The following is a 13,384-nucleotide window of genomic DNA, read 5'->3' as shown; positions in this document are numbered from 1 at the left end:
CCGGCCGCCCGGCACAACGGGAGGAAAACCATGTCCAAGACCATCATCATCACCGGCGGCGGCGGCGGCGTGGGCCGCGCCACCGCCCATGCCTTCCTCGACGCCGGCTGGCGCGTGGGGCTCGTCGGCCGCCGCGCCGAGGCGCTGGAGGAAACGGCGAACGGGCACGCAAACGCCCTCACCCTGCCCTGCGACGTCACCGGCGAGGCGCAGGTCGAGGCGGCCTTCGACCGCGCGGCGAAAGACTGGGGCCACCTCGACGCCATTTTCAACAATGCCGGCATCGGCCGCCCCGGCGCGCCGATCGACGAAATCCCGGTCGACGAGTTCCGCAAGGTCATCGACATCAACGTGACCGGCAGCTTCATCTGTGCCCGCGCCGCGTTTGGTATCATGAGAAAGCAAGAGCCGCAGGGTGGCCGGATCATCAACAACGGCTCGGTCTCGGCCTACGTTCCGCGCTGGGGTTCCTCGCCCTACACCGCCTCGAAACACGCGATCACCGGCCTGACCCGCTCGATCAGCCTCGACGGGCGCCCGTTCAACATCGCCTGCGGCCAGATCGACATCGGCAACGCCCTGACCGAGATGGCCGCCAAGATGACCGAGGGCGTGCCGCAGGCCGACGGCTCCATCGCGGTTGAACCGGTGATGGACGTGGCACAGGTGGCCAGTTCCGTGCTGCACATGGCCAACTTGCCGCTGGATGCCAACGTGCAGTTCATGACCGTCATGGCCACCAACATGCCCTATATCGGCCGGGGGTAACCCATGCGAAAGACCGACCGCCTGCTCATGACCGGCGCCGCCGGCACCATCGGCCAGCAGATTCGCGAGGGGCTGGCCGAGTATGCAAAGACCGTGCGCCTTGCCGATGTCGCCGACCTTGGCGAAGCGGCCGCGCACGAGGAACTCGTCGCCTGCGACCTGACCGATGCCGATGCCGTGCGGTCCATGGTCAAGGGTTGCGATGCCATCCTGCATTTCGGCGGCATCTCGACCGAGAACCGCGCCGATCTGATCCACCGGGTCAATATCGACGGCACCTATTCCCTTTACGAGGCCGCCCGCAAGGAAGGCGCGAAGCGCATCCTCTTCGCCAGCTCCAACCACGTGATCGGCTTTCACGCCCGTGAAACAAGGCTCACCGCATCCTCCCCCATCCGACCGGACAGCAATTACGGCGTATCGAAAGCCCATGGCGAGGCGCTGGCGCGGATGTATTGGGACAAGTACGGCATCGAGACGCTGATCCTGCGCATCGGGTCGTGCTTTCCGCAGCCGAAGGATCGGCGGATGCTGGCGACGTGGATGTCGTCGGCCGACATGCTGCGGCTGATCGGGGTGATGCTGGAGGTGCCGAGGCTGGGATGCCCCATAGTTTACGGGGTTTCGGACAACGAGGAAAGCTGGTGGGACAATTCCGAAACCGCCTATCTCGGCTGGCATCCACAGGACAGCTCGGCGCAATTCGCCCACCTCTTCGCCGATGACCCGGCGCAGGATCCGGGCGATCCGGAGGTGATCTACCAAGGTGGAAAATTCGCCAAGGCGGGGCATTTCGAGGACTGACCCGGTCGGGGCCCACACCCCTTGTTTTGCAGGATTTCAGACGTCGGTATAACGTCGGTATTTTGTCGGTATTGCGTCGGTGTTTTTGCCGACGCCCCGCTCAGGGCACCCGGGTCGATTTGCGCAGCGCGCCCGCCTTCTGCCGCTCGCGGTGCCAGATGTAGAGGCCCGCGCCGATGATGATCACGCCCCCGCCCAGCGTCCAGACCGTGGGCCATGTTGCGAAGACCACGATCCCCGCCACCGCCGCCAGGAAGATCTGGCTGTAGACCATCGGCGCCAGGATCGACGCATCGGCCCAGCGATGCGCGGTCGTGGCCAGGATGTGCCCGGTCATCCCGAACCCGCCGATCAGGAACATCACCAGCCATTCCGTGCCGCTTTCCGGCCAGACCCAGACCGAGGCCGCGAACGGCGCCAGCACGACCGAGGCAATCCCCGCCGACCAGACCTGCTGTGTCGCGTTGGTTTCCACCCCTGCCAGCATCCGGGTCATGATGAAGTAGAGCGAGGCGATCACCAGCGCCGCCAGCGAGAACAGCATCGCCGGGTGGAACTCGGCCCCCCAGGGCTGCATCACCACCAGCACGCCTACGAACCCGGTGCAGACCGCCGCGATCCGGCGCAGGCCGACCTTTTCTCCAAGGATCGGAATGGCCAGCAGCGTCACCACGATCGGCCCCGCGAACATGATCGTCGTGGTCACCGTGATCGGCAGCGATTGCAGCGCGAAGAAGTTGCAGACGGTCGAGCCGAACAGGAAGCTCGACCGCAACACCTGTTTCAGCGGCGCCCGCGACCGGAACGCCGACAGCCCCTCCTGCGGGAGGTAAAGCAGCGTCGCATAGACGAAATGCCCGCAATAGCGCGCGAACACCACCTGCAGCACCGGCATCCCCGCCAGCGTCAACCACTTGGCGGAACTGTCGATGCAGGTGAAGAAGACCACGGCAAAGAACATGGTCAGCACGCCCGCGGCGGTGCGGTCTTCCCTTGGCTGGGGCGGGCTCACATCGTCATCCGCTGGCCGGTCACATCGTCATCCCGCCGTCGATGGCCACGCATTGCCCGGTCATGTAGCGCGTCTCGTCACTGGCGAGGTAGACCACGAGATCGGCGATCTCCTCGGCCTCGCCCAGCCGGCCCATGGGCTGGCGGGCGACGAAGGCCTTCATCGCCGCGTCGTAATCGCCCGTGTCCTTCAGCCGCTGCTGAAGCGAGGGGCTGTCCACCGTACCCGGCGCGATGCAGTTGCAGCGGATGCCGCGCGTGATGTAATCGGCCGCGACCTGCTTGGTCAGCCCGATCGTCGCGCCCTTCGACGTGCCGTAGATGAACCGGTTCGGCAGGCCCCGCATACTGGAACAGACCGAGGCGATGTTGACGATCGACCCCGCCCCGCGTTCCAGCATCCCCGGCACTGCCGCCTGGATCGCGTGAAAATGCGCCCGCACGTTGAGGTTCATGGCAAGGTCGAACTCCTCGTCCGTAGCATCCAGCACCGTGCCCGAATGCACGATGCCCGAGCAGTTGACGAGGATATCGGGCGCCGCCGCGCCCACCGCCTTCACCAGCGCCGCCTTGTCCAGCGCGTCGAGCGCGAAGCTCTCGGCCACGTCGAGCCCCGCCAGCAGGTCGCCGTTCAGGTCGGTTGCAATCACTTGCGCCCCCTCGCGGGCCATCGCCGCGGCGCTCGCGCGGCCGATGCCCTGCCCCGCGGCGGTGATGAAGGCGCGCTTGCCCTTCAGTCTCATGATCGTCCACTCCCGAGATGCTTGCCCATCCAGTCGACCATTTCCGGGATCATGATCCCGCCATCGCCGCCATCCCGCGCCTCGCGCAGCGTGGCGTCGGCGGCGGTCGACATGCGGCTTTCCAGCCCGAGATCCGCCGTCATCTGCCGGTAATAGCCCACGTCCTTGGCGCCGTTCGCCACCGAAAAGGCCAGGTCGATCTTGCCGTCGACGGCGTAGTTGCGGATGAACTCCATCATCCCCGATTTGAGCGGCCCGGCCGACATCACGCCGAAGAGCGCCTCGCGCTCGATGCCCGCCGCATCCGCCGCTGCGAAGGCCTCGGACATGGCGGTCGCCGTGGTCATGGCGAAGAAGTTGTTGATCAGCTTGATCGTGTGCCCGTTGCCCAGCTTGCCGAGGTGGAAGACATTCTCGCCCAGCACGTCGAGCACCGGCTTGACGCGGCTGTAGGCGGCCTCGTCCCCCGCGCACATGATGTTCAGCAAGCCATCCTTGGCATGGGCCGGCGTCCGGCCCAGCGGCGCGTCGAGATAGACCGCGCCCTTCTCGGCCAGGTCGGACCCGATCTTCTGCGTCGACGAGGGCAAGGAGGTGCCGAAATCGATCACCACCTGGCCCGGTTTTGCCCCGGCCAGCACGCCGTCCTCTCCGTAGATCCGTTGCTCGACCTGCTCGGAGGTGCCCACGCAGAGCATCACGATATCGCAGCTCTCGGCCATCTCCCTGGCCGAACCGGCCTCGCGGCCGCCGCGTGCCACGGCCTCCTCGATCCCGCTCCGGTCGCGGTTGCCCAGCACGGTCACGTCGTAGCCCGCATCCTGCAGGCACCCCACCATGGCCCGGCCCATCAGCCCGAGCCCGATGAATCCGATCGTCGGCTTGCTCATGTCTTCCTCCCTTTGATGGCGCCGCCCGAAGGGCTGGCGCGCCCTACATCACCGCGCCGATCTGCCACGGCACGAATTCATGATCGCCCAGCCCCTGCGCCTCGGATTTCGACACCTCGCCCGAGGCCAGCCGCAGCCACGCCTCGTAGATCTCGCGCCCGACCTCCTCGACGCTGGCGCCGTCGGTCAGGATACGGCCGGCGTTCACGTCCATATCCTCGGTCATCCGGTCGTACATTTGGCTGTTGGTCGCCACCTTCAGCGTCGGCGCGGGCTTCGAGCCGAAGGCCGAGCCGCGGCCGGTGGTGAAGGCGACAAGGTTGCAGCCGCCGGCAATCTGCCCGGTCACGCTGGCCGGGTCGTAGCCGGGGCTGTCCATGAAGGTGAAGCCCCTGGCCGTCACCGGCTCGGCATATTTGTAGACGCCGGTGAGGGGGGTCGTGCCGCCCTTGGCCGCCGCGCCGAGCGACTTTTCGAGGATGGTGGTCAGGCCGCCCTTCTTGTTGCCGGGGCTGGGGTTGTTGTCCATGTTGCCGTGGTTGCGGGCGGTGTAATCTTCCCACCAGCGGATGAGGGTGACCAGCTTCTCGCCCACCTCGCGGCTGGCCGCGCGCGCGGTCAGCAGGTGCTCGGCCCCGTAGATCTCGGGCGTCTCGGCCAGCACGCCGGTGCCGCCCTGTGCGACCAGCAGGTCGCAGGCATGGCCGACCGCGGGGTTGGCGGTGATCCCCGACCAGGCATCGGACCCGCCGCATTGCAGGGCGATCATCAGCTCCGAGGCCGGGCATGGCTCGCGCTCGGCCTCGTCGACCAGGGGCAGCATCGCCTCGATCCTGGCTATGCCGGCCTCGACCGTCTTTCGGATGCCGCCCACGTCCTGGATGTTCATCGTCTGGAAGAGCGGCCCCGGCGTCAGGCCGAACGCCTCGACCAGCCAGTCGATCTGGTTGGTCTCGCAGCCCAGCCCGGCCATCAGCACGCCGCCGACATTGGGGTTGCGGGCATAGCCCCACATGACACGCTGCAGGGCCTCGAACCCCTCACCCGAGGCGGCCATGCCGCAGCCGGTGCCGTGGACGAAGGCCGCGACGCCGTCGACATTGGGATAGGGCGCAAGCCGCTCAGGCGTGAAGTGGTCGGCGATCATCCGCGCGGCGGTGGCCGAGCAGTTCACCGAGGTGAGGACGGCGATGTAGTTGCGCGTGCCGACCCGGCCCGAGGCGCGGCGGTAGCCCATGAAGGTGTCGGTGGTGGTCGCGGGCGTGGCGGGTGTCAGGTTGGTCGAGAACTCGTAGGCGGTGTCGACGTTGCGGAATTCGAGGTTATGGGTGTGGACGTGGGCGCCCTGGGGGATATCGGCCGCGGCATAGCCGATGACCTGGGCGTATTTGCGCACCGCCTCGCCGCGGGGGATGGGGCGGGTGGCGAGCTTGTGGCCGCGCGGGATCGGTTCCGCGGCGCCGCCCTCGCCGGGGGCAAGCTGGGTGATGGCGGTCGCCACGTTGTCGGCGTCGGACAGTCGCACGGTCTTCATCGATCACCTCAGGCGCAGGACGGGCTGTCGGCGCGCCAGCGGTGGATGGGGATGTGCGGCTGGCCGGAGAGGCGCGCCCGTGCGGCCTGCCACATCTCGCGCCAGGTGCGCCAGTCGCGCAGCTCGGTCTCCGGGTGGGTGCGCGACCGGGCGACGAAGCCGGGGAAATGCGCGCGGCCCGTCGGCTGGCCGGTCACGCTGTAGCGGATGTCGAAGGACCAGCGGAACCGGTCCGACCGGTTGTCGAGCGAGGCATGCGGCGTCAGCGGGTGGAAGATCACCGCGCCCCCCGCCTTGACCGGCAGCGGCCGCGCCTGCGAAAGGTCGAGACAGCCGTCGGCAATCGCCGTCTGTTTCTTCGGGCAATGCGGGTACATTTGCGGCGTGCCGGGGATCGCCTGAAGGCAGCCGTTCTCGACCGTGGCATCGGTGATCGCCAGCCAGACCGTCACCATGGTCGTGCCGTCGGCCTCCTCGTGCCCCACGCCGCGATCCTGGTGCCAGTCGGTGCCGCCCACATGCGCGCGGATCTCGTCCTTGTGCAACTCGCCCACCGGCGGTTTGAGCCGGACATGCTGGATCGGGTTCGAGGTGATCTCGGGCCCGATCAGGCCTTCCACCAGGTCCAGAAGCCGCGTGCAGGTGATCATGTCGAACACCGCCGGGCCGAAGTGAAACGGCGTTTCGGGCGTCACCTGGTCCCCCGGGAGCGAGATATCCATCGGCTGGAACCAGTCGCAGCTGGCCTTGTAGCTGGTCAGCAGCTTGTCCTGGAAATCCCGCCCTTCCGGCGGGGGCACCCGCCCCTCGCGATGCCAGCCGTCATACAACCCGTCCAGCAGGCCCGCATATTCCGCCCGTACCGACGCCAGAACCTCGGGCGGCAGCACGTCCGGGTCAACGATCACCCCGTCCCGGTGAAACGCATCTATCTGGGATTGGTCAAGCATGGCGCCTCCGCGCGCTTATCAGGACGTGGAAAGGGGCGGGCTCGCCCGCCCCCTTCGGGAAGATTTTCAGCCCGGCCGCCCTAGAGGAACAGGGTCACGATGGGCGGCCAGATCAGCAGCACCGACAGCGCCAAAAGCTGCAGCACGATGAACGGAAGGAACCCCCGGAAAATCGCCGTCAGCGAGATATGCGGCGGCGCCACCGACTTGAGGTAGAACGCGGCCGGCCCGAATGGCGGCGACAGGAAGCTCACCTGCATGTTCATGCAGAACACCACGCCGAACCAGATCGCCACCTGGCGCGGGTCCAGCTCGCCGAAGATCCCGATCTCCTCGACCGGCAGCTTCAGCACGATCGGCAGGAAGACCGGCATGATCAGCAGCACGATGCCGATCCAGTCCATGAACATGCCCATGATCAGGAAGATCACCATCATCACCAGGATGATCCCCATGGTCGGCAGTTCCGCCGCGACGATCATGTTGGCCACGTAGGTCGGCCCGCCCGCCAGCGTATAGGCGGCGGCGAGAGAGGCCGCGCCGATGGTGACCCAGATGATCGTGCCGGTCGATCTGAGCGTCCGCATCAGGCTGTCCCAGACGATCTCGAAGGTCATCTCGCGCCGGATCAGCCCGATGACGAACACCGCCACCACGCCCATGCCCGCGGCCTCGGTGATGCCGGTGATGCCCATGTAGATCGAGCCCAGCACCACGCCGATGACGATGACCGGCGCGATCAGGCCCTTGCCCATCTGCCAGCCTTCCGCGGCCCGTTCGCGGCCGACCACGAACAGGATCAGCGCGGCGGCAATGGCGAAGGCGCCGACGATATACGGGATGTCCGACACCATCCCCAGCGCGATCGGCTCGAGCCCCTCCTGCACCTGGTTGTCGCCGGTGATCGTGAAGAACACCGCCCGGAGCAGCAGGAACCCGGTGATCCACAGCGCGAAGCGCGACAGGAAGCCTACGAAGCGCAGGAACTTCTCCATCCCCTTGGGCGCGGTCGGATCCTCCTCGGGCAGCGGCGCCAAAGACGGGTTCAGGTTGGTACGGATGATGATGTAGATGATGAAGAACGAGGCCAGCATGAAGCCGGGCAGGAAGGACGCGGTAAACAGCGCCTTGATCGAGGTCTCGGTCACCAGCCCGTAGAAGATCAGCACGATCGACGGCGGGATCATCGTGCCCAGCGACCCCGAGGCACAGATCGTTCCGATGGCGAGGTTCTGATTATAGCCCAGCCGCAGCATCTGCGGCAGCGCGATCAGCCCCAGCAGCACCACCTCGCCGCCGATGATCCCCGACATGGCCGCCATGATCACCGCCATGATCGAGGTGACGATGGCAATCCCGCCCCGCGTCCGCGACAGCCACTGGTTCAGGGCGTCGTACATGTCCTTGGCGATGCCCGAGCGTTCCAGCAGCGAGGCCATGAAGATGAAGAGCGGCACCGAGATCAGGACGTAATTCGTCATCTGCCGGTAGACGGCCTGTGCCAGCACCGACATGGGCCCGCTGCCGAACCGGCCGAAGGACGCCTCCGGCCCGAATTTCATCACGATCACCGCCACCGCAAGGAAGGCCGAGGCAAAGCCCAGCGGCATCCCGATGGCCAGCAGCACGAACATGCCCAGCAACAGGAAGATCGACAGGGTGGCGATGTCGCTCACCTTCATCCAGGCGAAAAGCTCGAGGAACTCCATTTACTTCTTCTCCAGCGTTTCGCGGATATGTTCGATCTCGGCCTCGTCGATCTCGTCGAGCGGCGAATGATGTTCGGGTGCCTTGTTCCAGTCGGCGATCAGGTTCGATACCGCCTGTATCGCCACCAGCACGATGATGATCAGCACCGCCGGCTTGATGGTTCCGGGGATCGGCGGATCCCAGGCCGTGCCGAACGTCTCCATCCGCAGGAAGCGGCGCTGTGCGTCGGCGTAGTTGCCCCAGACCAGCGCGAAGGTGAAGCCCACGATCAGCAGCACCGACAGCACGTCGGCCGTCTTCTGTGCCCAGCGGGGCATGATGTCATAGATCACGTAGATCCGGATATGGCTGCGCTGCTGCATGGCGTATTGCCCCGCGAACAGGAACACCAGCGCCGCGATCCACAGCGACAGCTCGTTGGCCCAGAGCGTCGGGCGCGAGAAGACGTAGCGCGACACCACCTCGTAGAACATCACGAGGACGATCAGAGCGGTCATAATCATCGCCATCCGCGACGTGATCAGCGACACGATATCGAAGAACCCGCCCGGCCGGTTCTCGAGCGCGCCGTGGAAATCCGAAAGGTAGAGCGCCGCGAACAGGACGGCGCCGGTGATCGACAGCAGCATCGCCCAGACCAGCGGGCGGCCCTGCGGCCTGATCATCTCGTGCATTCCCAGTGCGGAGTCGGACAGCATGGCGTTGGCCGCCAGCCAGATGAAAAGCAGGACAACGATGCCGGTGAACAGCAGCATGGCAATTCGAACCGGTTGTCGCATTGGTCCGAGCCAGAGGCTTTCCTTCTCCATGCTCGCTCTCCCCCGTCGTTTGATGATTATTTTCGATCGGACCTGTCGGATGCGCCCGCGTGGGGCGCATCCGTCGTTTCGGGCCTTTCCGGCCCTGTCTCAGCCTCAGTCGATCAGGCCAAGCTGCTTGAGGTAGGTCTTGTGGCTTTCAAGGATCGCCCCCGCTTCCGGCGAGCGTGTGCCCCAGTCTTCCCACGCGGCCTGCGCCGCCTCGCGGAACGCCGCCCGGTCCTCTTCCGACCAGTCATGCAGCGTCACGCCCTTGGCGCGGAGTTCCGCCGCGGCGGCCGAGTTGTTCTTGCCGTTCGACAGGGCGATCTGGAACGACACCTTTTGCCACGCGGTGTCGATGATGCGCCGCTGTTGGTCGGTCAGGCCGTTCCAGACGTCGAGATTGCAGGCCAGGTGGTCCGACGGCATCGAGTGGAAGCCCGGGTAGGTGGCGTGCTTGACGATGTCGTAGAGGCCGAGGCCGACGTTGTTGTAGAGGCCCGAGGCGTCCGCCCCGTCGATGATGCCGGTCTCCAGCGCGGTGAAGATCTCGGTGAAGTCCATCACGATGGGCGAGGCGCCCAGCTTCTCGAAGATCTCGGTTTCCATGCCCGGGGGCGAGCGGAATTTCCAGCCCTTGAGGTCGTCGAGCCCGGCGATGGGCTTGGATGACGAAAGCGATTCCTGCCCGTAGATCGACCAGCCGATCAGCTGCATGTTCTGCGCGTTGTAGAGCTCCTGCGCGGCGTCGTAGCCGCCGCCGTAGTAGAGCCACGAATACTGTTGCCAGGGCGTCTCGTAGCCGCCCATGATGTCGCCCACGAACTGGAAGGCGGGGTTCTTGCCGGTCTGGTAGGCGCCGCCGGTGGCGTCGCAATCCACGATGCCGTTGATCGCGGCGTCGAACGTTTCGGTCGTGGCCACGACCGACGACGAATAGAACATCTCGACGGTGATGTCCCCGCCCGACATGACCTGGACGTCATCCGCCCATTCGGCCAGCTGCTTGCCGGTGGGATGCTCGGTCGCGTAGTGCGTCTGCACCCGCAGCGTGACCGGCTCGGCCACGGCCGACGCCGCCATCAGCGCCCCTGCCCCGGCCGTCATCAGAAAACTGGTGAATTTCATTCTTTGTCTCCTCCCTTGGCAGCGACTTTGCACCGCCTGTTTCACTGCCGCTCATCCTCCATCGCGCGGCCAAAGATGGTATACCATCTCTGGTGACGGTAACGAATGGAGTTTCGATAATCAACAATTTTGGTATACCAAATTGACCAAAATCCGGTGTCCGCCGATCGGGGTGGGCCCGTGTCCCGGCCCACCCCCGGGCGGCTTGCAAAAACCGCCGGTCCGAAGGTCAGTCGATCAGCCCGAGCTGACGCAGATAGGTCTTGTGGCTTTCGAGAATCGCCGCGGCCTCGGGCGAGCGTGTGCCCCAGTCTTCCCACGATTCCTGCGCCGCCTTGCGGAACGCCGCCCGGTCCTCTTCCGACCAGTCATGCAGGGTCACGCCCTGAGCGCGCAGCTCGGAGGCGGCGGCCGAGTTGTTCTTGCCGTTGGACAGGGCGATCTGGAACGAAACTTTCTGCCAGGCCGTGTCGATGATCCGGCGCTGCTGGTCGGTCAGGCCGTTCCAGACGTCGAGGTTACAGGCCAGGTGATCCGACGGCATCGAGTGGAAGCCCGGATAGGTGGCGTGCTTGACGATGTCGTAGAGGCCGAGGCCGACGTTGTTGTAGAGGCCCGAGGCGTCCGCCCCGTCGATGATGCCGGTCTCCAGCGCGGTGAAGATCTCGGTGAAATCCATCACGATGGGCGAGGCGCCCAGCTTCTCGAAGATCTCGGTTTCCATGCCCGGGGGCGAGCGGAACTTCCAGCCCTTCACGTCCTCCATCCCGGCAATCGGCTTGGCCGAGGAGAGGGATTCCTGGCCGTAGATCGACCAGCCGACAAGCTGCATGTTCTGCGCGTTGTAAAGCTCCTGCGCGGCATCGTAGCCGCCGCCGTAATAGAGCCACGAATATTGCTGCCACGGCGTCTCGTAGCCGCCCATGATGTCGCCCACGAACTGGAAGGCGGGGTTCTTGCCGGTCTGGTAGGCGCCGCTGGTCGCGTCGCAATCGATGATGCCGTTGATCGCCGCATCGAAGGTCTCGGTCGAGGCCACGACCGACGACGAGTAGAACATTTCGACCGTGATATCCCCGCCCGACATGACGCTGATGTCGTCGGCCCATTCGGCCAGTTGCTTGCCGGTCGGATGCTCGGTCGCGTAATGCGTCTGCACCCGCAGCGTGACCGGCTCGGCCATGGCCTGCGCCGCCATCAGCGCCCCCGCCCCGGCCGTCATCAGAAATTTCGTGAGTTTCATTCTTTGTCTCCTCCCTTTGTGATGCCTCGGCAGCACCGGTTACACCGCACGCATCCTCCGGCGCGCAGCCGCAGATGGTATACCATCCACGCGGAGGCTACCCACTGCTCCCTCGACAATCAACAGATTTTGGTATACCAAATTCATTAAAGCGATTGAACTGGCCTCCCTTGGCCTTACGTTCCAAGGGGTTATAAGACTTTTGACTGGATCAGGTGGAGCGCCGGCATGGCCGAGGGAATTCTGGCAGAACAGATTGCCAACCAGCTGCGACGGGATATCCTTCGCGGCAAGCTGGCGCCGGGCGCCTCGATCAAGGAACGCGACAACGCGGCCGAGATGGGGGTCAGCCGCACCCCCATGCGCGAGGCGATTCGCATCCTCGCGCAGGACGGTCTCGTCATCCTCCGGCCTGCCCGCAGCCCGATCGTCGCCCAGCCGACCCTGCGCGAGGTGGAGGACAATATCGAGGTGCTGACCTCGCTCGAGATGCTGTCGGGCGAGTTGGCCGTGGAACGCGCCAGCGACGAGCAGATCCGCGAGATCGTCGAGGCCCAGAGCCGCATGGAACAGCTCTATGACGAGCTCGACATGGTCGACGTGTTCGAGCTCGACATGGAGTTTCACAAGGCCATCGTGCGCGCCGCCAACAACCGGGTGCTTGCCGAAACGCATGGCGCCATCCTCGCCCGGCTCTGGCGCGCGCGCTACCTGTCGGCCAGCCGCAAACGCTCGCGCGACCGGGTGCTGGAACAGCACAACGCCATCGCCACGGGGCTGTGCAACCGCGATGTCGACATGGTCAAGCGCCACCTGCATAGCCACCTCGAACACCTGGTGATAAACGTGCGCGACTACTTCGAGCACGGGCAGGAAAACCTGCCCCCCGAACCCGACAACACACCGGCCGCCTGACCGGCGGCCAGCAGCGCGAGGAAAAGCAATACCATGAAATTACTGCGTTTTGGTCCGAAAGGTCAGGAAAAGCCGGGCATTCTCGACGCCGACGGACAGGTGCGCGACCTGTCCGGCAAGGCCGACGATCTTGCCGGCACCGGCGTCTCGCTCGAGGCGCTCGACGCGATCCGCGGCCTCGACCTCGACGGCCTGCCGGTGGTGGAAAACCCCGGCAGGATCGGCGCCTGCCTCGCCTCGGTGCCGAACTTCTTCTGCATCGGCCTCAACTATGCCAAGCACGCCGCCGAAACTGGCGCCCAGCCGCCGAAGGAGCCGATCATCTTCTCCAAGGCCAGCTCGGCCCTGTCGGGCCCGAACGACCCGGTGATTATCCCCCGCAATTCGGTCAAGGGCGACTGGGAGGTCGAGCTGGGCGTCGTCATCGGCCGCGAGACGCTTTACGTGAGCGAGGCCGACGCGCTGTCCCACGTGGCGGGCTATTGCGTCATCAACGACGTCTCGGAACGCGAATTCCAGGCCGAGCGCGGCGGCCAGTGGATCAAGGGCAAATCCGCCCCCACCTTCGGCCCCACCGGCCCCTGGCTCGTCACCGCCGACGAGGTGCCCGACCCGCAGGCGCTCGACCTCAGCCTCTCGCTCAACGGCGAGACGGTGCAGAACTCCAACACCGACGACATGATCTTCGGCGTGGCCGAGATCATCTCGTACATGAGCAATTTCATGAAGCTGCAGCCCGGCGACATCATCGCCACCGGCACCCCCTCGGGCGTCGGGCTGGGCATGAAGCCGCCGCGCTTCCTGAAGCCCGGCGACGTGATGGAGCTGACCGTCGAGGGGCTCGGCACCCAGCGACAGGAGACGGTCGCCGCCGACTGAGACGGAGCA

12 protein-coding genes and 1 pseudogene are annotated in these 13,384 nt (G+C 65.7%); 4 read left to right on the top strand and 9 right to left on the bottom strand.

All coding sequences use genetic code 11. The features are described 5' to 3' along the window. The first annotated feature begins 30 nt into the window (after nucleotides 1-30). On the top strand, nucleotides 31-768 hold the full coding sequence (locus tag ACO07J_RS05220; protein ID WP_422026946.1) for an SDR family oxidoreductase: 738 nt from the start codon (nucleotides 31-33) through the stop codon (nucleotides 766-768). Nucleotides 769-771: 3 nt separating this feature from the next. After that, the gene (locus ACO07J_RS05215) at nucleotides 772-1,572 is read left to right on the top strand and encodes an NAD-dependent epimerase/dehydratase family protein (RefSeq protein ID WP_422026944.1); all 801 of its coding nucleotides are present in this window, start codon (nucleotides 772-774) and stop codon (nucleotides 1,570-1,572) included. A gap of 100 nt (nucleotides 1,573-1,672) precedes the next feature. Here ACO07J_RS05215 and ACO07J_RS05210 read toward each other — a convergent pair whose 3' ends face one another. From ACO07J_RS05210 to ACO07J_RS05170, 9 genes and pseudogenes are all read right to left on the bottom strand, one after another. Next, nucleotides 1,673-2,584 (bottom strand): DMT family transporter, encoded by a 912-nt coding sequence (locus ACO07J_RS05210; RefSeq protein ID WP_422026942.1) that lies wholly within the window; start codon nucleotides 2,582-2,584, stop codon nucleotides 1,673-1,675. A gap of 19 nt (nucleotides 2,585-2,603) precedes the next feature. After that, nucleotides 2,604-3,326 carry an SDR family oxidoreductase gene (locus ACO07J_RS05205; RefSeq protein WP_422026940.1) on the bottom strand — a complete coding sequence of 241 codons (723 nt, stop codon included), beginning with the start codon at nucleotides 3,324-3,326 and terminating at the stop codon, nucleotides 2,604-2,606. Further along, nucleotides 3,323-4,228, bottom strand: a pseudogene (locus ACO07J_RS05200) (NAD(P)-dependent oxidoreductase); the annotation flags it as partial. The gene ACO07J_RS05205 and the pseudogene ACO07J_RS05200, both read right to left, overlap by 4 nt. A gap of 31 nt (nucleotides 4,229-4,259) precedes the next feature. Continuing rightward, the gene (locus ACO07J_RS05195; protein ID WP_422026938.1) at nucleotides 4,260-5,750 is read right to left on the bottom strand and encodes a UxaA family hydrolase; all 1,491 of its coding nucleotides are present in this window, start codon (nucleotides 5,748-5,750) and stop codon (nucleotides 4,260-4,262) included. 8 nt (nucleotides 5,751-5,758) lie between these two features. After that, nucleotides 5,759-6,700, bottom strand: coding sequence for a phytanoyl-CoA dioxygenase family protein (locus tag ACO07J_RS05190; protein ID WP_422026936.1), 942 nt, complete (start codon nucleotides 6,698-6,700; stop codon nucleotides 5,759-5,761). An 80-nt stretch (nucleotides 6,701-6,780) separates the two neighbouring features. Continuing rightward, nucleotides 6,781-8,409 carry a TRAP transporter large permease gene (locus ACO07J_RS05185; protein WP_422026934.1) on the bottom strand — a complete coding sequence of 543 codons (1,629 nt, stop codon included), beginning with the start codon at nucleotides 8,407-8,409 and terminating at the stop codon, nucleotides 6,781-6,783. After that, nucleotides 8,410-9,219, bottom strand: coding sequence for a TRAP transporter small permease subunit (locus ACO07J_RS05180; RefSeq protein ID WP_422026932.1), 810 nt, complete (start codon nucleotides 9,217-9,219; stop codon nucleotides 8,410-8,412). A gap of 105 nt (nucleotides 9,220-9,324) precedes the next feature. Beyond that, nucleotides 9,325-10,338: a TRAP transporter substrate-binding protein gene (locus ACO07J_RS05175; RefSeq protein WP_422026930.1), complete on the bottom strand. Its 1,014-nt coding sequence runs from the start codon at nucleotides 10,336-10,338 to the stop codon at nucleotides 9,325-9,327. 229 nt (nucleotides 10,339-10,567) lie between these two features. Then, nucleotides 10,568-11,581 carry a TRAP transporter substrate-binding protein gene (locus ACO07J_RS05170; protein ID WP_422026928.1) on the bottom strand — a complete coding sequence of 338 codons (1,014 nt, stop codon included), beginning with the start codon at nucleotides 11,579-11,581 and terminating at the stop codon, nucleotides 10,568-10,570. 228 nt (nucleotides 11,582-11,809) lie between these two features. Here ACO07J_RS05170 and ACO07J_RS05165 point away from each other — a divergent pair, with 228 nt between their 5' ends. Both ACO07J_RS05165 and ACO07J_RS05160 read left to right on the top strand, forming a co-directional pair. Further along, nucleotides 11,810-12,496 carry a GntR family transcriptional regulator gene (locus tag ACO07J_RS05165; RefSeq protein WP_422026926.1) on the top strand — a complete coding sequence of 229 codons (687 nt, stop codon included), beginning with the start codon at nucleotides 11,810-11,812 and terminating at the stop codon, nucleotides 12,494-12,496. Between the two features lie 33 nt (nucleotides 12,497-12,529). After that, the gene (locus ACO07J_RS05160; protein WP_422026924.1) at nucleotides 12,530-13,375 is read left to right on the top strand and encodes a fumarylacetoacetate hydrolase family protein; all 846 of its coding nucleotides are present in this window, start codon (nucleotides 12,530-12,532) and stop codon (nucleotides 13,373-13,375) included. The last annotated feature ends 9 nt before the right edge of the window (nucleotides 13,376-13,384 follow it).

This window comes from Roseovarius sp., assembly GCF_965228755.1.
Lineage (GTDB): Bacteria > Pseudomonadota > Alphaproteobacteria > Rhodobacterales > Rhodobacteraceae > Roseovarius.
This window is presented reverse-complemented; position numbering and strand designations above follow the sequence as displayed.

Excerpts from the sequence above, each read along its gene's own strand:
- ACO07J_RS05220 (WP_422026946.1), top strand. The coding sequence starts at position 31 with ATGTCCAAGACCATCATCATCACCGGCGGCGGCGGCGGCGTGGGCCGC.
- ACO07J_RS05215 (WP_422026944.1), top strand. The coding sequence starts at position 772 with ATGCGAAAGACCGACCGCCTGCTCATGACCGGCGCCGCCGGCACCATC.
- ACO07J_RS05205 (WP_422026940.1), bottom strand. The coding sequence starts at position 3,326 with ATGAGACTGAAGGGCAAGCGCGCCTTCATCACCGCCGCGGGGCAGGGC.
- ACO07J_RS05195 (WP_422026938.1), bottom strand. The coding sequence starts at position 5,750 with ATGAAGACCGTGCGACTGTCCGACGCCGACAACGTGGCGACCGCCATC.
- ACO07J_RS05190 (WP_422026936.1), bottom strand. The coding sequence starts at position 6,700 with ATGCTTGACCAATCCCAGATAGATGCGTTTCACCGGGACGGGGTGATC.
- ACO07J_RS05185 (WP_422026934.1), bottom strand. The coding sequence starts at position 8,409 with ATGGAGTTCCTCGAGCTTTTCGCCTGGATGAAGGTGAGCGACATCGCC.
- ACO07J_RS05180 (WP_422026932.1), bottom strand. The coding sequence starts at position 9,219 with ATGGAGAAGGAAAGCCTCTGGCTCGGACCAATGCGACAACCGGTTCGA.
- ACO07J_RS05175 (WP_422026930.1), bottom strand. The coding sequence starts at position 10,338 with ATGAAATTCACCAGTTTTCTGATGACGGCCGGGGCAGGGGCGCTGATG.
- ACO07J_RS05170 (WP_422026928.1), bottom strand. The coding sequence starts at position 11,581 with ATGAAACTCACGAAATTTCTGATGACGGCCGGGGCGGGGGCGCTGATG.
- ACO07J_RS05165 (WP_422026926.1), top strand. The coding sequence starts at position 11,810 with ATGGCCGAGGGAATTCTGGCAGAACAGATTGCCAACCAGCTGCGACGG.
- ACO07J_RS05160 (WP_422026924.1), top strand. The coding sequence starts at position 12,530 with ATGAAATTACTGCGTTTTGGTCCGAAAGGTCAGGAAAAGCCGGGCATT.